General features: G+C 35.6%; 24 protein-coding genes. 12 read left to right on the top strand and 12 right to left on the bottom strand.

The window, feature by feature from the left end; translation table 11 throughout:
* Positions 1–12: 12 nt before the first annotated feature.
* The 8 genes from FKR84_RS05460 to FKR84_RS05425 form a co-directional block, all read right to left on the bottom strand.
* Positions 13–1791 carry a T9SS type A sorting domain-containing protein gene (locus FKR84_RS05460; RefSeq protein WP_141421289.1) on the bottom strand — a complete coding sequence of 593 codons (1779 nt, stop codon included), beginning with the start codon at positions 1789–1791 and terminating at the stop codon, positions 13–15.
* 127 nt (positions 1792–1918) lie between these two features.
* The gene (locus FKR84_RS05455) at positions 1919–2284 is read right to left on the bottom strand and encodes a hypothetical protein (protein WP_141421288.1); all 366 of its coding nucleotides are present in this window, start codon (positions 2282–2284) and stop codon (positions 1919–1921) included.
* A 17-nt stretch (positions 2285–2301) separates the two neighbouring features.
* Positions 2302–2556, bottom strand: a complete 255-nt coding sequence (locus FKR84_RS05450; protein ID WP_141421287.1) for a hypothetical protein — start codon at positions 2554–2556, stop codon at positions 2302–2304.
* A 227-nt stretch (positions 2557–2783) separates the two neighbouring features.
* Positions 2784–4775, bottom strand: coding sequence for an NAD-dependent DNA ligase LigA (gene ligA / locus FKR84_RS05445; protein ID WP_141421286.1), 1992 nt, complete (start codon positions 4773–4775; stop codon positions 2784–2786).
* A 9-nt stretch (positions 4776–4784) separates the two neighbouring features.
* A complete protein-coding gene (locus FKR84_RS05440; RefSeq protein WP_141421285.1) occupies positions 4785–5456 on the bottom strand; it encodes a VOC family protein in 672 nt (223 codons plus the stop codon).
* The gene (locus tag FKR84_RS05435) at positions 5456–6064 is read right to left on the bottom strand and encodes an LOG family protein (RefSeq protein WP_141421284.1); all 609 of its coding nucleotides are present in this window, start codon (positions 6062–6064) and stop codon (positions 5456–5458) included. Before FKR84_RS05435 ends, FKR84_RS05440 begins: the two co-directional genes overlap by 1 nt.
* Positions 6065–6075: 11 nt before the next feature.
* On the bottom strand, positions 6076–6918 hold the full coding sequence (prmC, locus tag FKR84_RS05430; protein WP_141421283.1) for a peptide chain release factor N(5)-glutamine methyltransferase: 843 nt from the start codon (positions 6916–6918) through the stop codon (positions 6076–6078).
* Between the two features lie 2 nt (positions 6919–6920).
* Entirely contained in the window at positions 6921–7412 is a 492-nt protein-coding gene (locus FKR84_RS05425) for a GNAT family N-acetyltransferase (protein WP_141421282.1), read from the bottom strand.
* 27 nt (positions 7413–7439) lie between these two features.
* Here FKR84_RS05425 and ribD point away from each other — a divergent pair, with 27 nt between their 5' ends.
* Genes ribD through FKR84_RS05405 form a run of 4 tightly spaced genes read left to right on the top strand, consistent with a single transcriptional unit; the run spans position 7440 to position 10570 of the window.
* Complete coding sequence (gene ribD, locus FKR84_RS05420) at positions 7440–8507, top strand: bifunctional diaminohydroxyphosphoribosylaminopyrimidine deaminase/5-amino-6-(5-phosphoribosylamino)uracil reductase RibD (protein WP_141421281.1); 1068 nt, start codon at positions 7440–7442, stop codon at positions 8505–8507.
* Positions 8485–9093 carry an HAD family hydrolase gene (locus FKR84_RS05415; RefSeq protein ID WP_141421280.1) on the top strand — a complete coding sequence of 203 codons (609 nt, stop codon included), beginning with the start codon at positions 8485–8487 and terminating at the stop codon, positions 9091–9093. The genes ribD and FKR84_RS05415 overlap by 23 nt, the downstream gene beginning before the upstream one ends.
* The gene (locus FKR84_RS05410) at positions 9090–9959 is read left to right on the top strand and encodes an EamA family transporter (RefSeq protein ID WP_141421279.1); all 870 of its coding nucleotides are present in this window, start codon (positions 9090–9092) and stop codon (positions 9957–9959) included. Before FKR84_RS05415 ends, FKR84_RS05410 begins: the two co-directional genes overlap by 4 nt.
* The gene (locus FKR84_RS05405; RefSeq protein ID WP_233357683.1) at positions 9959–10570 is read left to right on the top strand and encodes an IMPACT family protein; all 612 of its coding nucleotides are present in this window, start codon (positions 9959–9961) and stop codon (positions 10568–10570) included. The genes FKR84_RS05410 and FKR84_RS05405 overlap by 1 nt, the downstream gene beginning before the upstream one ends.
* A 96-nt stretch (positions 10571–10666) precedes the next feature.
* Here FKR84_RS05405 and FKR84_RS05400 read toward each other — a convergent pair whose 3' ends face one another.
* Positions 10667–11065 carry an acyl-CoA thioesterase gene (locus FKR84_RS05400; RefSeq protein ID WP_141421277.1) on the bottom strand — a complete coding sequence of 133 codons (399 nt, stop codon included), beginning with the start codon at positions 11063–11065 and terminating at the stop codon, positions 10667–10669.
* Between the two features lie 213 nt (positions 11066–11278).
* Here FKR84_RS05400 and dnaA point away from each other — a divergent pair, with 213 nt between their 5' ends.
* The 3 genes from dnaA (at position 11279) to FKR84_RS05385 (ending at position 13969) form a co-directional block, all read left to right on the top strand.
* Complete coding sequence (gene dnaA / locus FKR84_RS05395) at positions 11279–12706, top strand: chromosomal replication initiator protein DnaA (RefSeq protein ID WP_141421276.1); 1428 nt, start codon at positions 11279–11281, stop codon at positions 12704–12706.
* Between the two features lie 2 nt (positions 12707–12708).
* Entirely contained in the window at positions 12709–13173 is a 465-nt protein-coding gene (locus FKR84_RS05390; protein WP_141421275.1) for a low molecular weight protein-tyrosine-phosphatase, read from the top strand.
* A 64-nt stretch (positions 13174–13237) separates the two neighbouring features.
* Complete coding sequence (locus FKR84_RS05385; protein WP_141421274.1) at positions 13238–13969, top strand: SAM-dependent methyltransferase; 732 nt, start codon at positions 13238–13240, stop codon at positions 13967–13969.
* Positions 13970–13972: 3 nt separating this feature from the next.
* Here the strand turns inward: FKR84_RS05385 and FKR84_RS05380 are convergent, their stop codons facing one another.
* Positions 13973–14656, bottom strand: a complete 684-nt coding sequence (locus tag FKR84_RS05380) for a histidinol dehydrogenase (RefSeq protein ID WP_141421273.1) — start codon at positions 14654–14656, stop codon at positions 13973–13975.
* Between the two features lie 353 nt (positions 14657–15009).
* Between FKR84_RS05380 and FKR84_RS05375 the strand changes: the two genes are divergently transcribed.
* From FKR84_RS05375 to FKR84_RS05360, 4 genes are read left to right on the top strand one after another with little or no spacing between them, the layout of a single operon-like run.
* Positions 15010–17349: a TonB-dependent receptor gene (locus FKR84_RS05375; protein ID WP_141421272.1), complete on the top strand. Its 2340-nt coding sequence runs from the start codon at positions 15010–15012 to the stop codon at positions 17347–17349.
* Positions 17350–17352: 3 nt separating this feature from the next.
* The gene (locus FKR84_RS05370; protein ID WP_141421271.1) at positions 17353–18156 is read left to right on the top strand and encodes a DUF4249 family protein; all 804 of its coding nucleotides are present in this window, start codon (positions 17353–17355) and stop codon (positions 18154–18156) included.
* A gap of 1 nt (position 18157) precedes the next feature.
* Positions 18158–18985: an N-acetylmuramic acid 6-phosphate etherase gene (gene murQ / locus FKR84_RS05365; RefSeq protein WP_141421428.1), complete on the top strand. Its 828-nt coding sequence runs from the start codon at positions 18158–18160 to the stop codon at positions 18983–18985.
* A complete protein-coding gene (locus tag FKR84_RS05360; RefSeq protein ID WP_141421270.1) occupies positions 18969–19193 on the top strand; it encodes a DUF6095 family protein in 225 nt (74 codons plus the stop codon). Before murQ ends, FKR84_RS05360 begins: the two co-directional genes overlap by 17 nt.
* Positions 19194–19428: 235 nt before the next feature.
* Here the strand turns inward: FKR84_RS05360 and FKR84_RS05355 are convergent, their stop codons facing one another.
* Positions 19429–20760: a DUF6252 family protein gene (locus FKR84_RS05355; RefSeq protein WP_141421269.1), complete on the bottom strand. Its 1332-nt coding sequence runs from the start codon at positions 20758–20760 to the stop codon at positions 19429–19431.
* 58 nt (positions 20761–20818) lie between these two features.
* Entirely contained in the window at positions 20819–22138 is a 1320-nt protein-coding gene (locus FKR84_RS05350) for an MFS transporter (protein WP_141421268.1), read from the bottom strand.
* Positions 22139–22325: 187 nt separating this feature from the next.
* Between FKR84_RS05350 and FKR84_RS05345 the strand changes: the two genes are divergently transcribed.
* Positions 22326–23015, top strand: coding sequence for a hypothetical protein (locus FKR84_RS05345; RefSeq protein ID WP_141421267.1), 690 nt, complete (start codon positions 22326–22328; stop codon positions 23013–23015).
* Positions 23016–23138 lie beyond the last annotated feature (123 nt).

Here is a 23138-nt window from a genome sequence, read left to right as displayed (position 1 = left end):
TTCTTAAACAAATTATCTGACTATAAATGGCAGGTTTTTCTGCATAGTTTTTGAGTTAATTCTTAAAAAATATTCACCCGTTGCAAGACTTTCTACATTTACTATATTACTATTGATTTTTTCTAAAATTAACTTACCTTGAAAATCATAAATTTCTATATAGAACGAATTATAACCTTCCAAGCCTTCAACAATTAGAACAGAAGAAACTGGATTAGGCCATATTTTTATTTGGGCTGAGTTTAGGTCAAGAAACGAGAGATCACTAGATTGCACGAATTTTGCTAAATATCCTGAATATAAACCCGCACCAATAGATCCGTTAGTTTCTATAGCATTTTCGGTTGCAATTGCCTCTGCATTATAACTAGTAGTCATACCACATATATAAAATTGGTCATTTGTAGTAAGTTGCATACCACCGTGAAAAGGAAATTCTAAGCCGGTTCCGCCAAAATAAGTTCCCCATAGCACATCACTGCCATCGTAATTAAACTTTACCACATAAGCATCGGTACTACCGCCTCCAAAATTCTCCTGCCAGCTTCCTTCGGTCGCTGTGTTAGTTGTAGAAGAAGTCCGACCACTTAATAAAATTTCGCCTTCAGTATCTACAAAACAAGGAGTGGCAAAACCACCACCATTTGAGCCTATATTAAAATACGACCCCCAAAGACGCTGACCATTGTTATTAAACATGGCTAAATAATTTGCTAAAGGATTTATTAAATTTTCCTGAAATACACCATTAGTAGCAATATTATTTGCACTTGTTGTCAAACCGGTAATATAAAAAGATCCGTTTCTGCCAATATGTATGAACGGTGCAACTTCAGAACCGTTTCCACCGTAGTAAGTACTCCAAATCCTATTACCCGTAGCCGAAAATTTACTGAAAAATGTATCTGTACCTCCTCCACTTTGGGTTTGGTGTATACCTGTTGTGCCATAATAGCTTACAGTATCATCCGTTCTTCCACACACGTACACATTATCTAAGTTATCTACGACAATACCACCTTCTGGAAAAACAGTTGCATCATCCGGACCATAATACGTACTCCATTCTATTTGACCGGAAGAATTCATTTTCATCATAAAAGGAAAACTATCAGATTTATAGGTGTTAGTTGTTTCTTCCAAATAAGGTCCCGGAATAGTTTGCCTAAATGAATTCTCGGTTGCCAAATTAGTACTTTTGGTGCTCCCCCAAAGGTGAATATCATCATTATCATTTATCGCAACGCTATAAATAGCCTCTGTAAAAATATCTCCTTGAATATATGTACTCCAAACCAACGCTCCTTGGGTGTCAAATTTGGCCAAGAAACCAGCTGTTTTTTGCCACTCTGTACCATCGGGGGCATAATTTTGATCTAAGACTGTATCATAACCATTTGCAGTAGCAATATTACTGGTACTTTTTGTGCTTCCAACTATATATACATAGTTGTTTTTCACTTCAATACCATAAGGTATATCATTTTTAACTCCTCCAAAATAAGTAGCATACATTAATGAACCATCACTAGAAATTTTAGCAAGATAAATTTCTTTCTCACCGTTATAATTTTCTTGATGCGCATTAGCACTAATTAAACTGGAAAAAACAGTGTAATTATTAGAGTGTATGCCCCCAACAACCCATAAATTATTATTTTCGTCTAAAGCAGAATCTCTTGGATCGGGAAAATAAGTTCCCCACTCCCTTACATAATCGTCTGCCGTTTGCGCCAATAAAAATTGACTAAACAACAATAATAATAAGAAAATTTTTATTTTTAAGTTCATGACAAAATAGAAATTTATAAGTCGAAAACAACTAAGATATCTGAAGAAGAAACGGTTGTCCAAGTAGCTGTAAAACTACCTTGGGAAAAACTTGTAGAGTAACCACATTCGTCGCTACCTATTCGACTTAAGCAACATCCACTACTACCACAGGGTAAGAAAAACCAATCATTTGCCATTGAGGATTACCGCAAATAACATCACTTTGCACACCATTGCAAGGCGAGTTGTGAGTACATGGACTAACACCAATATACTGAACTCCGCTTGGCACATCTGAAAAAGCTTGATAATCAGTTGTGCCGGGCTCTATCGTAAAAACATCCGATTCCAAATCATTGTCACAACCAATACAACCAAAAGCAGGTTGATTGCCACTGGCAAAAAGAAAAATATTAATGTTCTCACCTGTATTATTAACTACTTTCAAACTTTTCTGAGCAAACAATTGAGTACAAGATAATAGACCTAAATAAAGAAGATATTTTTTCATAATTTTTATTTGTTGATTTATTTAGAGTGTTCATCAATAGCTTTCAAAAATAACTGTTCATTACTAAATTGATTTAATTCATTTACACTAAAGCCTTTCTTTGATAAAAACCTTATGGAATAATCTCTTGTTATTAAGAAGCTTTTTTTATTTGAATCACTTTCTTTTACCGAATTAATATTTTGGTTAAATATATACTGATTCCAAACTTTAAAAACTTTAGAAAATTCTTCTTTCGCATTTTGTTCTTGTACTTTCTCAGCATCCTCCAATAATTCATTACTTTCACAAGCGAAATTCAAGCTAACAAAAATCATAATAAAACTAAAAAAGATCTCTTTAACATCATAATAAGAAGTTTTAAACCAATTAAACCTACTAAACCTAAATATTTATTAAAAAAATTTACAATAATTTAACTTTTTTATTTCTTTGTTAACTTTCGTATAAATAAGTTATTTCCTAAAATACCAACTCCTCGATTTTTACAAGTCAGAACCTAAACCATATCCAAAAATTCATTTTCCGAAATAATTTTAGTACCCAGTTTTTCTGCTTTGGTCAATTTGCTTGGTCCCATATTTTCGCCGGCTACCAAATAATCTGTATTGCCAGAAATAGAGCCGGTTACTTTTCCGCCGTTGTCCTCTATTAATTTTTTAAGCTCTTTTCTAGAGACTTTTTCAAAAACACCCGAAATCACAAAGGTTTTGCCTTGCAATTTATCTGATTTCCCTTCTAAATCTTCTTCCGAAAGTTCTAATTGCAAACCGTAATTTTTCAAACGCTCAATTAGATTTCTGTTCTTTTCTATTCCAAAAAAATCTACTACGCTTTCGGCAATGCGCACACCAATTTCGTTTACGTTTTCCAATTCTTCTTGGCTTGCATTTTCTAAAGCTGTAATACTGGTAAAACGCTTGGCCAAAGTTTTGGCAACCGTTTCGCCCACAAACCGAATGCCCAAAGCAAATAAAACTCGCTCATACGGAACTGTTTTAGAAGCTTCTATACCAGCAATTAAATTTTCGGCAGATTTTTCTGCCATTCGCTCTAAGGGTAAAATTTGCTCCTTTTTTAATTCGTATAAATCAGCATAGTTTTCTATTAAGTTCTCGCGTACCAAAAGCGCTACGGTTTCGCCGCCAAGGCCTTCAATATCCATCGCTTTACGCGAAATAAAATGTTGAATACGGCCAACCACTTGCGGCGGACAACCGGCTGCATTTAAACAATAATGTAAAGCCTCGCCATCTTCCCTAACCAATTCTGTACCGCATTCCGGACAGTTTTGTATATACTGGGTTGGTTTTGAATCGGGATCGCGTTCTTTAAAATTTACGCCAACAATTTTAGGAATAATCTCTCCCCCTTTTTCTACAAAAACCTTATCGCCTTCCCGAATATCTAATTTCTCAATTTGATCTGCATTGTGCAAAGAAGCACGTTTTACAGTAGTGCCCGCCAATTGTACTGCTTTCAAATTAGCAACCGGAGTAATGGCGCCCGTTCTTCCTACTTGGTAGGTTATGCTTTCTAAAAGCGTTTCGGCTTGTTCTGCTTTAAATTTATAGGCCATTGCCCAACGTGGCGATTTTGCCGTAAAACCTAATTCTTCTTGTTGGCGCAGATTATTGACTTTTATTACCACGCCATCGGTTTCGTACGGTAAATCATGCCTATTCTCGTCCCAATAATTAATAAAATTCATTACCTCATCGGTGCTTTTTGCCAATTCTGCTTCTTTAGGAACTTTAAAACCCCATTCGCGCGCTTTTTGCAAACCTTCGTATTGGGTTTTAAAAGATAAATTTTCGCCAACAATGCTATACAACAAACACTCTAAAGGGCGTTTGGCTACTTCTGCGCTGTCTTGCAATTTTAAACTGCCGGAAGCCGTATTACGCGGATTCGCATAAGGTTCTTCGCCTTGTTCTACGCGCTCTGCATTCATTTTTGCAAAACCCTCGTACGGCAAAACAATTTCGCCCCGAATATCAAATCGTTGTGGATAGTCTCCTTTTAATTTTAAAGGAACAGATTTTATGGTTTTTATATTGGCCGTTACCTCATCGCCTTGTATACCATCTCCGCGGGTTACAGCGCGTAATAATTCGCCATTTTCGTAAGTTAGGCTTATAGACGCACCATCGTATTTAAGCTCACATGTATATTCTACCTCGCCATCTGCCAGTTTTTTTACACGCACTTCCCATTCTTCCATCTCTTCTTTAGAATAAGAGTTAGAAAGCGAGTACATTCTGTAATCGTGTTGTACGGTTTTAAAATTTTTGGTTACCTCTCCCCCAACCCGTTGTGTAGGCGAATTAGGATCTTTAAACTCCGGATGTTTTTCTTCTAATTCCTGCAACTCTTCCAACAGCATATCAAACTTATAATCGCTTACTTCGGGTTTGTCCAATACGTAATAATTATAATTGTGCTGCTGTAATTCTAAACGTAATTGGTTAATTTTTTTTTCGATATCCATATACAAAAATTAGAGAGAAAGTTTTGTTATTTTATTGTTGCTAAAGCTGAATTTATATTGCTTTTTTTCTTCCGTAAAGCTAATTTCAAAAGGCGAAGCATAGGCTTTATCGTTGGTAGGAAACCAATCTTTTTTATCTACATCTATCACAATTAGCAAGCCTTCGTCATCGCCAATTGGGCAAAATTCTTCTAAGTTGCCGCTGTATTTTCTTAACGGAAAATCTTTGGTCAAATTCTCATGCTTTTCCGCTACATTATTGGTTGCCAAGCCAACTTCAGCAATACCCAAAATGCTTTTGGAAGAAAATTCAAGTTCGCTTTTTTGAAAATAATCTTCCCGACCAATAAATTCTAAAATGTTTTTATCCTGATCGTAAAAATAAATGGATTTTGCATTCCAACTGCTAAAATCTATAATTTCATCGCCTTTAAAACCCTGAATTTCTACACGTTTTTTTAACCAGCTTAAAGCTTTTTCTTCTTGCTTTGGCGGAATATGAAAAGCAATATGATAAGGCGTAGCATCGCGGTTTTCTTCTATAAGCAATTCAGAAAATCCTATTGTTATTTTAATTTTGGTTTCCGAAAGATGCACTACCGGCAACTCCATCACATCTTCATAAAATTCTAATTGCGCCGTTAAATTCGGACTATAAATATGTATGTGATTTATACGCATTAGGTTTGTTCTTTAGTTATCCATTTTGGACGCGGTTTGGGTTTAAAATAATGCATTTTTTCGAGTAAATCGTCAACATCATCCGAAATTACTACCAGCTCTAAATTTTCGGTTTTTAAGAAACCACGCGTAACCATCGTGTTCATCATGCTAATCAAATCGTTAAAATAACCTTCGCAGTTTAGCAAACCAATTGGTTTTTGGTGTAAGCCTAATTGCGACCAAGTTAAGATTTCAAAAAACTCTTCCAAGGTTCCAAAACCGCCCGGCATCATAATAAAACCATCGCTCATTTCGTGCATTTTAAGCTTGCGCTGCTGCATATCTTGCGTAGTGATTAGCTCGGTTAAATTGCGGTGCACGACTTCTTTTCGTTTTAAAAACTCCGGAATAACCCCAAATACGAGTCCGTCGTTTTCTAAAGCGCCATCGGCAACTTGCCCCATCAAACCAAGTTTACTTCCGCCAAAAACCAAATCGATATTTTGTTTCGCCAAAGTTTCGCCCAGTTTAAAAGCGTGGTTTATAATTGCTTTTTTATTGCCTTCGCTGCTTCCGCAAAAAACAGCAATACTTTTTATATAGTTTTTTTCTGCTTTTTCTTCCATTTCTTTCGCTATTAAATTTTTGCTTTTAGCATTCTGTCGTTGCCGTAAATATCTTTTTTCGTTTCCACGGAAGTGAAACCAATAGTCTCTACTAAAACTTCTAAATCTTTGGCTAGAAACTCGTTAATTTCAAAATACAAACTCCCGTTTTTCCGTAAATTAACAATTGCTAATTTTGCGATTTTTTCGTAAAAAATCAAAGGATTCTCGTCTTTTACATACAAAGCTTTGGCCGGTTCAAACTTTAAAACGTTTTGTTGCATTTTGGCTTTTTCGAGCTCGCGCACGTATGGCGGATTGGAAACAATAACATCGTATTCTTGCCCCAAACTTTCGGTTTGTAAAATATCTTGCTTTAAAAATTTAATTTTTACGTTGTTTAAAGCTGCATTTTGCTTAGCAGTTTCTATCGCTTTCGCGGAAATATCTATAGAAGTAATTTTGGCTTCGGATAAATTTTTTGCCAAACTAACAGGAATGCAACCGCTGCCGGTACCAACATCTAAAATCTGAAGATTGCTTTGCGAATAATCTTGTAAAATCCAAGCAACCAATTCTTCGGTTTCCGGTCTGGGAATTAAAACCGAAGGATTTACTTTAAACGGCAAGCCATAAAACTCGGTTTCGCCCACGATATATTGTATAGGCTCGTAATCTTTTAGTCGGTTTAAAGCCTGTTTTAGCTGTTGCTCTTCTTCCGTAGAAAGTTCGTACTCGGGATTTATAGCAACATCCAAACGTTTTTTACCTAAAAAAGCTTCGGTAAGCCAATACAAAAACGACTCGATTTCGGTAGCCGGATAATGGGTTTTTAAAGCTTGTAAAAATTCTATTTTAAATTGGTTTATGGTCATTTTTATTCCCTTAAATTTTTTAGCATCCAAACATCGCAATTGTGGTGGCCGGTATTTCCCAAACGTTGGTTTATGTAGTTAAAACCGCTGCGTTGATACAACTTTTGCGCAGCTTTCATATATGGCAAGGTTTCTATATAACAATGGGTGTAAGCGTTTTCTTTGGCAAATTGCAAGCATTTTTGCATCATTGCAGAGCCAATTCCGCAACCGCGAATAGTTTTTAAAAAATACATTTTTTGCAGCTCACAATAATTTTCGTTTTCTACTTCTAAAGCCGCGATTCCTGCCCCGCCCAAAATTTCTCGATTTTTTTCTACTACAAAATAAGCTTCGCCGGGATTTCGATAGGTTTCAAAAAGTTGGTCTAAACTTTTATCTTCGTAAGCCGTACCGGTTTTTGGCGCGCCGCTTTCTACCAACACTTCCCGAATTACACGAGCAATTTGCTGATTATCATCCGGCTGTATTAAACGAATATTTATGTCTTGCATTGTAAAAAAACTTGCTATTTTTAAAGCGTGAAAATACAAGAAAAATATATAAAACGCTGTATCGAGTTGGCCAAAAACGGTTTGGGAAACACCTATCCCAATCCGCTGGTAGGCAGCGTAATCGTGCATAAAAACAAAATAATTGGCGAAGGTTGGCACCAAGAAGCCGGAAAAGCTCACGCAGAAGTAAACGCCATAAATGCCGTAAAAAACGCCCAATTACTTAAAGAATCCACTATTTATGTAAGTTTAGAACCTTGCAGCCATTACGGGAAAACGCCACCGTGCAGCGATTTGATTATAGAAAAAGGCATAAAAAAAGTGGTAATTGGCACCACAGACCCGTTTGTAAAAGTTGCCGGCCGCGGCATAAAAAAATTAATGCAAGCCGGTTGCGATGTGGTTGTTGGCGTCCTGGAAAAAGAATGCCAAGAGCTGAACAAGCGTTTTTTTACTTTCCATAAAGAAAAGCGTCCTTATATTATATTAAAATGGGCACAAACCCAAAACGGCTTTATAGCGCCAAAACAGCAAGATAAACGAGAACCGGTCTGGATTTCTAACAAGTATGCCAAACAATTGGTGCATAAATGGCGAAGCCAAGAACAAAGTATTTTGGTAGGAACGCAAACCGCGGTAAAAGACAACCCGAAATTAAACACGCGTTTATGGCACGGAAAAAATCCGGTTCGGTTGGTTTTAGACAAAAACCTTCGTATTCCGGAGCAATCGCATTTGTTGGATAATAGTATAAAAACTATCATTCTCACTTCCGTGGAAACGAAAATTCCTGACAACCTTAAAAAAGAAAACATAAAAATAGAAACTATTAATTTTGAAGATAATTTAGCTACTCAAATAAGTGAAATTTTGTACAAGCATCAACTACAATCTGTAATTATAGAAGGTGGCAAGCAAACCTTACAAACTTTTATCGATGCTAATTTATGGGACGAAGCACGCGTTTTTACAGGTAATATCCGATTTAAAAATGGCGTAAAAGCACCCACTTTTAGCGCGAAAAGAATAGGAGAAGAAAAAATTATAAACAATCAACTGCATATTTATAAAAATGATAAAAACCTTAATTTTTGATTTTGGTGACGTTTTTCTAAACTTAGATAAACCTGCCACTTTAGAAGAGTTAAAAAAACTTGGCTTAGGCGATTTCTCTAACGAAATGGTGGCAACCAACAAAGCTTATGAAGTAGGCAAACTTTCTACCGAAGAATTTTTAAAGTTTTATCAAAAGCACTTTCCAAAGCAAAAAGATTCTGCGCTTGTGCAAGCTTGGAATGCAATTTTATTAGATTTCCCACAGCATAGATTGGAGTTTTTACAACAATTAAAAAAAGAGGGGAAATACCAACTTATTTTACTTAGCAACACCAACGATTTACATATAAAATGGGTAAAAAAGAACATCAAAAACTTTACGGAATTTAAGAATTGCTTTGACGCTTTTTATCTTTCGCACGAAATTAATTTTAGAAAACCAGACCCGGCTATTTATAAATTTGTAGCAAGAAGACACGATTTAAATCCGGAAGAAACTTTGTTTGTAGACGACACTGAAGACAATACAGAAGCCGCAAAAAAATTGGGTTTTCGCACTTGGAATATAGACCCGGCAAAACAAGATGTTGTAGATTTGTTTTCGCATAAAGCAGATTTATTTTGATATATCTTTTACTCAGCATTTTATCGTCCAGCTTGATTTATGTTATGTTCAAAATCATAGATCAAAAAAAAATAAACACGCTATACGCTATTATAGTCAATTATTTCACGGCACTTATTGCAGGATTTTTACTGTTGGAGCGTGAGTTTTCTATAAAAGACACCATTGGGCAATCTTGGCTTTGGGGCGCAATAATTTTAGGCGTCATGTTTATTAGCGTTTTTAGGCTAATGGCCGAAACTACCAAGCGCAGCGGACTATCGGTCGTTTCGGTAGCCAGTAAAATGAGCGTTGCCATTCCCGTTACTTTTGTCATTATATATTATAAAGAGTCGCTTGGGGTTTTAAAAGTACTTGGGATTTTGTTGGCTTTGGTTGCCGTTTACCTTGCTTCTATAAAGACAAAAAAAGGCATTCAAATAGAGTGGAAAAACCTTATTTTTCCTTTAGCCGTATTTTTAGGAAGCGGAATAATTGAAACGTTGATTAAATTTTTAGAACAAAACTACGTAGCCGAGACCGATGTAGCCTTATTTTCTATGACTTTATTTGTTTGCGCAGCCGGTGTTGGCGTTGTTGCCGGATTTATTCAGTACCAACGTAAAAAAATAAAATTTACCTATAAAGAGCTCCTTGGCGGAATTTTACTGGGCGTTCCCAACTATTTTTCCATTCACTTTTTTGTTTTGGCTTTACGAAGCTACACCAACGATTCTGTTGTATTTGTAATCAACAACGTTGCTATTGTGGTACTTTCTACCTTATTGGGAATTGCTTTTTTTAAGGAAAGATTACTTAGAAAAAACTGGATTGGTATTGCGCTGGCAGTTGTAAGTATTATTTTAGTCGCTTATACAACCCGATAATTTTGGAGAAAGACGTTTATAAAACCATTTTACAAGCCGGCAAAGAAACGCTGTTTAAAGAAAAAGGAAGCAAATTTTACGGCTACGCTTTTCCGGTTACAACCGAAGAAGACATTAATGCCCGATTGGAAGAATTAAAAACCAAACACCACAAAGCCAGACATTGGTGTTATGCGTGGCAACTGGGTAAAAATTACGAACATTATCGCGCCAACGATGATGGCGAGCCTTCCAACTCTGCCGGAATGCCAATTTACGGACAATTACAAGCTTTTGAAGTTACCAATGTTTTGGTAGTCGTGGTACGTTATTTTGGCGGAACAAAATTGGGCGTTGGCGGCTTGATAACGGCCTATAAAACTTCGGCAAAAATGGCATTGGAAGCTGCAAAAATCCTTACCAAAACCATTAAAACCGAATTTGAGGTGACTTTTGATTATCCCGATATGAATAAAGTAATGCGCGTGATAAAAGAAAAAAAACTAAAAGTGATAGAACAGGAGTTTTTAATACGCTGCAAAATAATTCTTGCCGTACGCGAAAAAACCGCCGAAGACATATTTAGTATTTTTGACGGAATTTATGGCGTAAAGATTAAAGAGTTGGAATAAATAGTATTGAGTATTGAGTAATTAGTATTGAGATGAAAAAAAATTAAGTCTATTAGGTATAACAATTGTTAAAATTTCTTATCATTTTTTTCTAGACTAAAAATTAATCGCTTTTAAAATATTTTGTGGGCAAGAAATTGGCTGCTTGGTTTTTGCATCCATAAAAACCAAAGTTGTTGTTGCAGTAGTTAATAATTTCCCCTCTTTATTTCTAATTTTATAATCAAAAATTATACGCACAGAAGGTTCCTCTCGTAAACCGGTTTCAATGCTTAAAATATCGTCAAAATGTGCTGGTTTCTTAAATTTAAAATTCATTTCATAAACCGGTAGCATAATACCACTTTTTTCCATACTTTTATAAGATATTCCAAATTGGTCCATCCACTCAATTCTTGCTAACTCTAGGTATTGCGCGTAATTCCCGTGGTGAACTACTCCCATTTGATCGGTTTCGGCATAACGCACTCTTATTTTACTTGTATGATATTTCATGGTTTTTTCTAATATTTTATGAATAAGATTTTGTATGTTTATGGGGAATTTAAGTATGGGAAAAAAAAACGATATATTCAATAGCATTTTGGTTTTTTTATTAGCTTTTTTGTTCACATATTTGCTTTGTCAAAATAAAGCGCGGGGTTGTAAAAACTTCTCGACTTTTGAGTATCGTTTTTTAATTAATCAATAAAATATCCGGAAAATATTATGGGTAAAACTGCTGAATCAGTTTGGATAAATTGTCTACAATTTATAGAAGACAATATCACTCCACAAGCCTACAAAACATGGTTTGAACCTATTAAAGCAGTTAAACTTACCGATAATGCTTTAAGCATTCAGGTACCGTCAAAATTTTTCTATGAATGGCTGGAAGAGCATTACGTAAAATTGCTAAAAGTTTCGCTTACCAAAGAACTTGGCGAAAAAGCAAAACTGGTTTATGTTATAAAAATGGAAAACACTTATGGCAATAAACAACCCTTTACGGAAAAGATTCCCAGCTCGCAACGCAGCAATGTTTCTTCGCAAGAGGTAAACGTACCCTTAAAAAATAAAAGCCCCGAGTTAAAAAACCCTTTTATAATTCCGGGAATTCGAAACGTAAAAGTAGACTCGCAGCTAAACCCGAACTATAGTTTCGACAATTTTTTAGAAGGAGACAGCAATCGTTTGGCAAGATCTGCGGGACAAGCCGTTGCCAATAAACCCGGCGGTACATCTTTTAATCCGTTATTAATTTTTGGTGGGGTTGGTTTAGGCAAAACGCACTTGGCACACGCTATTGGGGTAGAAATAAAAGATAAATATCCCGAAAAAACGGTTTTATATATTTCTGCAGAAAAATTTACGCAACAACATATAGAATCGGTTAGAAAAAACAACCGTAACGATTTTATACATTTTTATCAAATTATAGATGTTTTAATTGTAGATGATATTCAGTTGCTATCTGGTAAATCTGGTACGCAAGATGTTTTCTTCCATATTTTTAACCATTTGCACCAAAACGGCAAGCAGGTAATTTTAACCAGCGATAAAGCGCCGGTAGATATGCAAGATATAGAGCAAAGACTTTTGTCGCGTTTTAAATGGGGGCTTTCGGCAGAGTTGCAACAACCTGATTTTGAAACCCGGGTTTCAATAATTTGCAACAAACTTTATAGAGACGGCGTAGAAATGCCGGAAGAGATTATAGATTATCTAGCCAACAATATAAAAACCAATATTAGAGAATTAGAAGGTGCCATTATCTCGTTAATCGCGCATTCTTCTTTCAATAAAAAAGATATTACGATAGAGCTGGCGCGGAAAATTGTAGAAAACTATGTAAAATGCACTAAGAAAGAAATTTCTATAGATCATATACAAAAAGTGGTAAGTGATTATTTTCAGATGGATGTAGACACGCTACAATCTAAAACCCGCAAGCGTCACATTGTACAAGCCAGACAAATAGCTATGTTTTTTGCAAAAAAGCTCACCAAAGCCTCTTTGGCCAGCATTGGCACGCAAATTGGCAAAAGAGATCACGCTACGGTTTTGCACGCTTGCAAAACGGTAAAAAACCTTACTACCACAGATAAAGAATTTAAACGCTTTGTAGACGATTTAGATAAAAAATTAATTGTTTGATTATGATTAAAGTCGTAATGGTTTGTTTAGGAAATATTTGCAGATCGCCTTTGGCAGAAGGTCTTTTAAAAGCTAAAGTAGATAGTAGCAAAGTAAAAGTAGACTCTGCCGGCACTTCCAATTATCACGTAGACGATTCTCCGGACCCGCGTTCTATAGCCGTTGCAAAACGCTACGGTTTAGATATTACAGATCAACGCGGCAGACAATTTACTGCAGAAGATTTTAACGAGTTTGATCATATTTATGTGATGGATAATTCTAATTATGAAGATGTTGTAAAACTGGCTGCTTCCGCGGAAGCTAAAGAAAAGGTAGAAATTATTCTAAATAAATTGTTTCCAAACGAAAACGCGGACGTACCGGACCCATACCACGGAGGCGAACACGGTTTTGAAAACGTCTACCAAATGTTAGACGAAGCTACCAGTGTAATAGCCAAAGAACTCAACCAAGAAGCCAACTAGCACAAAAGTTTTTAGTAACTTGTGCGTTTCTAATTTTTAGACAGTGACATAAATAGCACGGGTTATGGAAAAAAACACCAATTCTTCAAAAGGCAATTTATATTTGATCCCTTCTTTATTGGGAGACCAACCTCCTTTAGAGATTTTGCCGCTTTCCGTAAAGAAAAAAATTGAAGAAATAGATTATTATATTGCCGAAAACGAAAAAACCGCTCGTAGGTTTATCAAGAAAATTGTACCCGGCAAATCGCAACCTTCTTTACATTTTTATGCATTAAATAAATTTACCGATGCTTCGGAATTGCCAAGTTTTTTAGAGCCTTGTTTAGAAGGCATAGATACCGGTTTGCTTAGCGAAGCCGGTTGCCCCGGAATTGCAGATCCGGGTGCCGAAATTGTAAAAATTGCCCACGAAAAAAATATTCGGGTTATACCTTTGGTTGGTCCTTCCTCTATTTTTCTTACGCTAATGAGTAGTGGTTTAAACGGGCAGAATTTTGCTTTTAACGGCTATTTACCCATAGATAAACAAGAAAGAAAGCATAGCGTTAAACAACTGGAAAGATTGTCGCAAGAAAGGCAACAAGCGCAGATTTTTATAGAAACGCCGTATAGAAACGATAAATTATTAGATTTTTTACTAAGTCAATTGCATCCGGAAACCAAGCTTTGTATTGGCTGTGAAGTAACTTTACCAAGTGAGTTTATCCAAACTAAAACCGTTGCGCAATGGCAAAAATCTAAACCCGATCTACACAAAAGACCAAGTATTTTTATTTTTCAAAAGGGTGCTTAAAACCTACAACAATTCAGATTTAGAAAGAAAAGTAACCGCTTTTGCTTTACGGTTAGATGGCACAATAGATGTATCGTAACCTGCAAATCTTTTTAAGTAATACTTAATGCTAGTACCAAAAGCATCTGCAAAACCTTGCGCGCCACCGCTTCGTAAAAACTTTTTTACACTACCGGGACCTGCCAAGTGTGCGGCTGCCAAAATACCAGATTCGGTTACTTTAACGCCCCCAACTGTTTTATTTGCAAATCGTTTAATCTCGCGGCGCAAAATCCATTTGTTGCGTGCAGCATTTGCATAAAAAGCCGCTTCTTGCAAAGCCGGTTGGTTTAAAAAGTCTTTGGTATTGTAAATTCCGATGAGTTGCAAAGTGCCGGCACCAAATTGGTATTTTCCTAAATACCCAAATTGATTGATAACGCCATAATCGTTTCCGGATTCTTTAAAGCCTACTGCTTCTTTAAATCCGATATAATCTTTTTTAAGCAAGGGCTTAAAAATATTTTCAGTGGTTTCTATTTCCGGTAAAACCGTAAAATAGTCCGGCAAATCAGTAGTATTTAGTTCTACTTTAAATTCTTCGAACAGATCTACCGCATTGTTTGCTTTTTCTTTTTTGGAAAAGCTTAAAAAAATCAGTGCTCCAATTGCTGGTAAAACTGATATTCTTAGTACTTTCTTATTCAAATCAGCATTTTTCTAAAGGACTTTTATACGTTATAAAACTGCCTTTAATTTTGCGGGGCAAATATAGATTAATTTTTTTTCCGAAAAAACGCCAAATGTTAAAGTTTAGGGAAAACACAATAAATTTTAACAAGCTATAAATCAATTAATTAAACCGCTTAATTATGTAAAACTGCTTGCTATCTGAGCTTAAGAAAAAAGACATAGACAATAACGAAAATTAAATTTTTACATAATTTAGCGTTTCTTTAGCTTTTAGCATAAACTTGGCATTTGTTTGCTTTTTAAACTTTATTTTTGCGCTTCAAACCTTCAAAACTATTTGTATCAAAGCCTTCTGCAGTTTTCTACTTTTGTTTTTTCCGGTCTTGCTTTCCGCTCAAACTACTTTCCGCCTAAGCGGTAAAATTACAGAGGCAGAAAGTCAGCAAGCTTTATCTGAAGTAAACATTTTTGAAGTAAACAGTGGCAAAGGAACCAGTACAGATGTAAACGGCAATTTTGAACTTTTTCTTAAAAAAGGAGACTACCAACTTATCATAACCTATTTGGGTTATAAAGACTTTACGGAAAGTGGCGAAATTGTTGCCAATAAAAATCTGCAAATTTCTATGCAATCGGCTTCTCAAGATTTGGAAGAAGTGCTTATTCGGCAAAATGTTGATAAAAAGAAAATAAGCAGCACGCAAATGAGCGTAAATACCTTAACGGCAAAAAAAATAAAAGAATTGCCAAGCGTTTTGGGCGAAAAAGACATTATTAAATCTATTTTATTGCTTCCGGGCGTTTCTAACAGTGGCGAAGGTTCGGGTGGTTTTAACGTTCGGGGTGGTGCCGCCGACCAAAATCTGGTCCTTTTAGACAAGGTTACCTTATTTAACGATTCGCATCTTTTTGGCTTCTTTTCGGTTTTTAATCCGGATGCAGTGCAAAAACTCGATTTATATAAAGGCGGTCTTCCGGCAGAATATGGTAATAGAACATCTTCGGTATTGGCTATACAACAAAAAACGGGAAATTTAGATTCGCTACAGATAGAAGGCGGTATTGGCGTGGTTTCCAGCAGAATAACTGCACAAGGTTCTATAGAGAAAAATAAAAGTTCGTATTTGGTTTCGGGTAGGAGTTCTTATGCGCATTTATTTTTAAAACTGGCAGACAACCCTAATTCCGGTTATTTTTATGATGTAAACACCAAACTAAATTTCTTACTGGACGAAAAAAACAGCCTCGAATTCTCCGGTTATTTTGGGCGCGATGTTTTTAATTTAAACGAAAGTTTTAAAAATACTTACGGTAATGCAGTTTTAGCCGGTAATTGGGAACATATTTTTTCTGAAAATTTACAGAGCGATTTACAACTTTCGCTTACCGATTTTTATTTTGGTTTAACCTTAGATTTTGTTGGTTTTAATTGGGATAGCGGCATTAGAAAATGGGATTTAGATTATTCTTTTGAGCATTCTTTGTCTACTTCCGTAAAGTTAGATTATGGTTTAATTACTTCGCACTATTCTTTTAATCCCGGTTATTTAGAGCCTTCTAGAGAAAATTCTGGCATAAGCAAAAAGCAGCTGGTAAAAAAGTATGCTTGGCAAAATGCTGCTTTTTTATCTGCTTCCGTAAAGCTATCTGAAAAGTTGCGAGTAAATGCCGGCTTGCGTTTAAATAATTTTAATCGTTTAGGACAAACACAAATTAACAATTATGCCAACGATATGCCGGTAGCTTTTAATTCTAATTTAGAAATATATGAGAAAGCGCCGGTTACAAGCACTTATTCTTCGGATAAATGGACAATAGAAAAAAGTTTTTTCAATGTAGAACCTCGCCTTGCAATTGCGTATGAAATAGACGAAAATAATTCCGTAAAGGCAAGCTATCACCGTTTACACCAATATTTACATCTTATTAGCAACGCCAATGCTCCCACGCCTTTAGATGTTTGGGCGCCAAGTGGCAGGTATATACAACCACAACAGGCAGATCAAATTGCGTTGGGTTATTTTACGTTTTTAGAGAAATGGGGAATTCTCTTAGAAACCGAAGTTTTCTATAAAGAAGTAGCTAACCGAATAGATTATATAAATGGCGCACAACTTATTGCCAACGAAGCCATAGAACAAGTTATTTTAAACGGAAAACAACGCGCGTACGGTTTAGAATTTTTGGCTAAAAAGTCTGTAGGAAAACTTACCGGCTGGTTATCGTACACGCTTTCTAAAAGCGAACAAAAAACACCCGGCAGAACACCTGAAGAGCCTGGCATTAATAACGGTAATTGGTACAATACCGCTTGGGATAGGACGCACGATATTTCGGTTACGGCGCAATATCCTATCAATAAAAAATGGCGTTTGAGTAGCAATTTTATTTTTCAGACGGGGCGGGCGGCTACTTACCCTAACTCCAAATACGTTTACGATAATTTGATTGTGCCCAATTATAGTTTTAGAAACGCCAACAGGCTTCCGGCTTACCACCGTTTAGACCTATCTGCCACCTATACACCAAAACCAGATAAAAACAACGGCTGGCAAGCAGAATGGGTTTTTGGAATTTATAATATCTATAACCGAAAAAATGCCGCTTCTATAAATTTCGGGAAAAATGAAGATAGCGGATTGCCGGAGGCTACCAGATTGTCTATCTTTGGTATTATACCTTCGGTTACTTACAATTTTAAATTTTAAGCAATGCGAAATTTCCTTTTATTTTTATTACCAACGCTATTTTTTTTAACGGGTTGCGAAGATCCGATAAGTGTAGATTTGGAGCAAGACAAACCCAGATTGGTAATAGAAGCCACCGGCATACAGCAGGATGAAAATCAACAAGGAATTTTAAGCGTCAGGTTAACCAAAACTTCTCCTTTCTTTACGGAAGATGAAATTTTTGTAAATAATGCAGAAGTAACAATTCAAATCGCAGAGAATACTTTTTCTGTGCCACCCGCTGAAGATCCCGGGATGTACCAATTGGCGATTTCTATGGCAGATAGTTTATCTTACCGATTAAACGTTAAAGTAGACAATCAAAATTATCAAGCTACCACCCAACTTGTAAAAACCGTCCCGATAGATTATGTAACGCAAGACGAAAATACCAGTATAGACGAAGATTTAGTGAGCATTAATGCTTATTTTACAGATCCGGAAGAATTAGGAAATGCTTACTATTTTCAATTTTACTCAGAACGGCACGGTAATTCTTATGATAATATTGACGACCAATTATTTAACGGAAACCAGATTTCTACTTTTTATGCCGAAGAATTTGATTCGGGAGATATAATTTATATTACAATACAGGGTATAAGTTTGCAATTTGACACGTATTTTTCGACAATTTCGGCTTTAAGCAGCAATAGCGGCAATCCGTTTAGCAGCGCGCCGGCAATTGTGCGCGGTAATTTTGAAAATTTAGATAATCCCGATAATTTTGCGTTGGGCTATTTTAGAATTTCGCAAGCCTACCAAACCACTTATACAATTGAATAATATGGTAGATTTTATAAAAACCACCGAGCAAGAATCGAATCACCACGATTTAGAAAAAAAATCGGTTAAAGATTTACTCTTGGCCATAAATAAAGAAGATCAATCTGTTGCTTTTGCGGTAGAAAAAGTTATTCCTGCTATTGAAGCTTTGGTAACACAAATTACAGCAAAGTTGCAAGATGGCGGCCGTTTATTTTATATTGGCGCCGGCACAAGTGGTAGATTGGGTATTTTAGATGCCAGTGAATGTCCGCCTACTTTTGGCGTATCTAAAGACCTCGTAATTGGATTGATTGCCGGCGGAGATACCGCCATTAGAGATGCCGTAGAATTTGCCGAAGATGATTATAACCAAGCCTGGAAAGACTTAGAAAATCATTATATTTCAGAAAAAGATGTGGTAGTTGGTATTGCGGCTTCTGGCACCACGCCTTATGTAATTGGAGGATTAGAAAAATGTAATCAAGAAAACATTATTACGGGCTGTATAACCTGCAATGCCGGCAGTCCGTTAGGAAAAACGGCTAAATTTCCTATTGAAGTAGTTGTTGGACCGGAATTTATAACCGGAAGTTCTAGAATGAAAGCCGGAACCGCACAAAAAATGGTACTCAATATGCTATCTACCGCAACGATGATTCAGTTAGGAAGAGTGGAAGACAACAAAATGGTAGATATGCAGCTAAGCAATCGTAAACTGGTAGAACGCGGTATAAAAATGATTCAGGAAAGAGTAGAAGTCAACCACGAAAAAGCTGCTAAAGCTTTAGAAAAACATGGAAGTGTTAGAAAAACAATAAAAAATCTAAGTAATGAGAAAGCACACTAATAAAGAATTTTTAGCAAAAGGTTTAAAGTATTTAGCGGCCGCGCTTCCTACAGCGTTTATTGGCCCGGTAATTTTACATAGTGCGTTTAGCAACCAAGATCATCCTTTTTATATAGCTGTTTTAATTTTAGGACTTATTGCTTGTGGTGGCGCCATTTTTTTAATGTTTAAAGGAGTAAACACTTTGATTAAAGCGCTTTTTGATTAAGTCTACCTTATTTTTTAAAGCCGGATTATTTCCGTAAAGAAATTTACACGTTTTTTTTTGTTTACGGAACAGTAAAAGTGCTTTAAAAAGCATAAAATAAAATTCCCTCAAAAAAATAGCTGTCTCAAAATTTTCCCGAATTACTATTTTATTAAAGGAAAATTATTTTCTAAATTTTACTCGCAATAGCATTACCGAAGCTTTGAGACAGCTACTCTAAATTTTTCAATGCCGTTTACATACTTACATCCATTGTAAATTCGCCTTCGGTTACCGTTAGCGTATCGCCATTTCCAGTTTCTGCAGTAAAATTAAAAATACCGCTTACCATATCGCCATTTACACTCGTAATTGTGATTTCTCCTGTATCTGGTAAAGAAGCATAATCTAAAGTAGAATTGCCTTCTTCGTAAAAGATATTGGCCGAATATGCTGCCGGCGCCGCAGTTATAGCAAAAGTTCCTGTTTCTATATTTTGCGGCAGTGTAAGTTGAATAGACACATCTAAATCTGAGTCAAACGAAATTCCGATAGTATCACCTCCAGCTTCAAAAACAGAAAATATACTCGCTTCAAAAGGCTCTCCGTCTATTAAAGCTGTAGCCGAATTTGGCGATTCTGCCACACCAAAGCTTACGTTTTCAAAAACTCCTTCTGTCATACTAATTTCTGGTTCTTCGCCAAAGCTATCTACTAAAGTACCGTTAAAAGTACCGCTGGCAGTTTTGTTGGTAGTATCAAAAGAAGTAATAGTCAACGTACCTTCTGTACTTGTATAAACCGGGCTTTCCTCGTTGGTAGAATCTACGTTGTATAAAATTAAAGCATCGGCATCTGCGCCGTTTCCTAAATTAAAAGTGCCTTCTGCCGGATTAAAAACCTGCACGATCATTTGTTGATTGCCAACAGTGGCTTCCATTACAAAACCATCTTCGTTATTATTTGCATTTACTTGATTATCGCTAAAGAGCTCGCCGTCTAATTTTACTTCAAAAGTAGCGTCTCCTCCTCCTGTTGGCGGAGTTTGGTCAGATTCTAAATTAACATTGATAAAAACACCTTGCGTAACTTCTACGGTTACGGTTTGAAAACTACCATCTTCCTGCTCTACTTCTTTTTGTGCGGTAAACGAAAAGTTACCGGAAATAACGCCAGCTTCCGCATCATACTCAGTTACGGCTAAACTTCCCGTCGCATCTGGCGGACTGGTTATATATTGTTGGTTTTGCCCCATCTCCATATAGCTTGCTATACCATCTCCTTCTACATAATCTGAGAGCGTAAAATCTCCCGTTCCAAAACCGGCATAGGTCAGCTGAATGGAAGTACCATCTGCTAAAGAGCCTGAAATGATGGTCATATCGTTTTCTGTAATAGCATTGGAAAAACTAGCTACAAAATTGGTAGAATCTACAACAGCTTCGAAGCTTGAATTGGCATTACCACCACCGCCGGGCGGATTGGGTCCCGGACCAAATTCTCCTTCCAAGGGTTCGTTATCGCAGCTACTTAATGCAAAAAAAGCAAAAATTGCTGCCGCAAAACTTAATAGGGTGTATTTTTTCATAAATAAGTTTAAGTAAATTAATAATTGGGTTTCACAAACTTAAACAAAAAATTCTAAACTAAAATCTTGTTTTTGGTACGCGTAGCAAAAGAAAAATACCTGCTACAAAAAAGACAGTTAGCAATAAAATAGAATACCTAATGCTACCGGTAATCTGCGCTACCAGACCATAAGAAAACATGCCAATAACAATACCTATCTTTTCCGATACATCGTAAAAGCTAAAATAGGAAGCAGTATCTATAGCATTTTCTGGCAATAATTTGGAGTAAGTACTTCTGGAAAGCGATTGAATACCGCCCATTACCAAACCAACGGCAGCAGCAGCAACATAAAACTGATTGGGCGTGGTTATAAAATAAGCATAAACGCAAATAACTACCCAAATGCAATTTATGGCAATTAAAGTTTGAATATTGCCCCACTTTTTAGAAGCTTTTGCCGTAAAAGTTGCTCCTATAATTGCCACCAATTGTATTAATAAAATACTAACAATAAGACCAACGGTAGGATCTTGCTTGCCCCAATTTAATTCTTCTATTCCAAAGTAAGTTGCGATTAGCATAATGGTTTGCACTGCCATAGAATAAAGAAAGAACGCATATAAATACCGACGCAACCTAAGATTTTTGGTAAGTCTGGAAGCTATTTTTTTAAGTTCTTTAAAACCGTTAAACAATACATTTTTGCTTAATTTTTGTCTTCTATTGCCACGCGGAAGATATAAATAGGTATACTGGCTAAACCCAAGCCACCAAATACCGGTTAAAATAAAGGACAATCGTGTTGGTAAGTCTTTACTTTCAAAACCAAAACTGTCGTAAAACATAATTAGGGCAAGACAGATAAGCAATAAAATAACGCTGCCTATATAACCTAAAGAAAAACCTTTGGCGCTAATTTTATCTTGCTGTTGCGGAAAAGCAATATCTGGCAGGTAAGAATTATAAAAAACCAAGCTTCCCCAAAACCCGATAAGCGCTAAAAAATAACATAATAAACCCAGCCAAAGAAAATCTAAATCGAACCAAAAAAGACCAATACAACTCAAGGCACCTAAATAATTAAAAAACTTCATAAAAGCTTTCTTGTTACCCACATAATCTGCAATACCACTTAAAAACGGTGATAAAACAGAAACCATTAAAAACGCCAACCCGGTGGTATAACTAATTAAGGTATCGTTATTCCAAGTAATTCCTAAAAAGTTTACCGTATCGGAAATAATCTGGCCTTCTTCATTTTTTACAATGGTAAGCGCGCCATAAAATATGGGAAAAATAGCCGAAGAAATAACCAGGTTATAAACCGAATTGGCCCAATCGTAAAAGGCCCAAGCGTGAAGTAGTTTTTTGTTTCCTTTAGGAAGGTTGCTCATTTTATAATATTAATTTGACCGATAAAAATAAAAAAACCTTTTCATATTGCACTGCCGACCATATTAAAATATAATTTTTGTTTTTTTATAATTTTCTATAAATTAGACTTTCTTAAATCGAGGAATGTCAAAAAGAATTATTTAAAGGTAAAGTAATATTTAATTTTTTGTATAAATAGTTAGAATAATGAAACATTTACACATAAAGTTAGTTTTTCCATATAATTGGTACCAATACAGAAAAGTAAAAATATACGATGATAAAGATGAATTAATAACCCATTTAAATCATTGTGAACAAAAGTCTATAAACATCTCTAGTTCTACAGAATTTGTTATACTTAAACTGGATTATTTTAAATCTAAAATTAAATTACCAAAAGAAAACGACAATATTTATTTAATATCTTATTTAGATTTTAGAGACAGTTTCCCTATTAAATATTTTGATTTATTTAAGCGTAAATGTTTAACTGGCAAATTAGTTGATAAAAAATCGTTTGATAAATTTAATTTGGATTTTTATGAAAAGGCCGTAAAGCAGATGAAAAAATCAAAGCCAAATCTTCCCAATTTATTATTGGGTACTTTAATCTCTCTGGCTTTAATTTTTTTTGGAACCACACAACAGCAAAATAAAGACGATAATGCTTTAGTAATATTTATAGGCGTTGCAAGTTTAGTTTCTTTACTTTTAATTTATAAGCAACGAAAAAAGTTGTTAAGCTATGACTATAAAAGTCGTGTAATAGCTACGGGAATAGCTTTTTTGCTCGCTATTTTCTTTTTAAATGGATTGGACTTTTACCTACTAACTATTATCTTAATTTTTAGTTTGGTATTTCTTTATTTTGCTATAAGAAAAGTAGAGGTTTAAAATTTTAATAAACTTATTTTTAATTAAGGCTGTCGTGTTTACGACGGCCTTTTTAATGATTAACTCTCAGCTTTTGTATTATAAAAAAACCTTTTTACTCTAAGCAAAAAGGTTTTTAAAAAT

The organism is Haloflavibacter putidus (genome assembly GCF_006546625.1).
Taxonomy (GTDB): domain Bacteria; phylum Bacteroidota; class Bacteroidia; order Flavobacteriales; family Flavobacteriaceae; genus Mesonia; species Mesonia putida.
The sequence above is the reverse complement of the archived record's forward strand: the minus strand, read 5'-3'. Positions and strand labels throughout refer to the sequence as shown.

Bases quoted from the DNA above. Each gene is read 5' to 3' on its own strand.
- FKR84_RS05460 (WP_141421289.1), bottom strand. From the start codon at position 1,791: ATGAACTTAAAAATAAAAATTTTCTTATTATTATTGTTGTTTAGTCAA.
- FKR84_RS05455 (WP_141421288.1), bottom strand. From the start codon at position 2,284: ATGAAAAAATATCTTCTTTATTTAGGTCTATTATCTTGTACTCAATTG.
- ligA (WP_141421286.1), bottom strand. From the start codon at position 4,775: ATGGATATCGAAAAAAAAATTAACCAATTACGTTTAGAATTACAGCAG.
- FKR84_RS05440 (WP_141421285.1), bottom strand. From the start codon at position 5,456: ATGCGTATAAATCACATACATATTTATAGTCCGAATTTAACGGCGCAA.
- FKR84_RS05435 (WP_141421284.1), bottom strand. From the start codon at position 6,064: ATGGAAGAAAAAGCAGAAAAAAACTATATAAAAAGTATTGCTGTTTTT.
- prmC (WP_141421283.1), bottom strand. From the start codon at position 6,918: ATGACCATAAACCAATTTAAAATAGAATTTTTACAAGCTTTAAAAACC.
- FKR84_RS05425 (WP_141421282.1), bottom strand. From the start codon at position 7,412: ATGCAAGACATAAATATTCGTTTAATACAGCCGGATGATAATCAGCAA.
- FKR84_RS05415 (WP_141421280.1), top strand. From the start codon at position 8,485: ATGATAAAAACCTTAATTTTTGATTTTGGTGACGTTTTTCTAAACTTA.
- FKR84_RS05400 (WP_141421277.1), bottom strand. From the start codon at position 11,065: ATGAAATATCATACAAGTAAAATAAGAGTGCGTTATGCCGAAACCGAT.
- dnaA (WP_141421276.1), top strand. From the start codon at position 11,279: ATGGGTAAAACTGCTGAATCAGTTTGGATAAATTGTCTACAATTTATA.
- FKR84_RS05390 (WP_141421275.1), top strand. From the start codon at position 12,709: ATGATTAAAGTCGTAATGGTTTGTTTAGGAAATATTTGCAGATCGCCT.
- FKR84_RS05385 (WP_141421274.1), top strand. From the start codon at position 13,238: ATGGAAAAAAACACCAATTCTTCAAAAGGCAATTTATATTTGATCCCT.
- FKR84_RS05370 (WP_141421271.1), top strand. From the start codon at position 17,353: ATGCGAAATTTCCTTTTATTTTTATTACCAACGCTATTTTTTTTAACG.
- murQ (WP_141421428.1), top strand. From the start codon at position 18,158: ATGGTAGATTTTATAAAAACCACCGAGCAAGAATCGAATCACCACGAT.
- FKR84_RS05360 (WP_141421270.1), top strand. From the start codon at position 18,969: ATGAGAAAGCACACTAATAAAGAATTTTTAGCAAAAGGTTTAAAGTAT.
- FKR84_RS05355 (WP_141421269.1), bottom strand. From the start codon at position 20,760: ATGAAAAAATACACCCTATTAAGTTTTGCGGCAGCAATTTTTGCTTTT.
- FKR84_RS05350 (WP_141421268.1), bottom strand. From the start codon at position 22,138: ATGAGCAACCTTCCTAAAGGAAACAAAAAACTACTTCACGCTTGGGCC.
- FKR84_RS05345 (WP_141421267.1), top strand. From the start codon at position 22,326: ATGAAACATTTACACATAAAGTTAGTTTTTCCATATAATTGGTACCAA.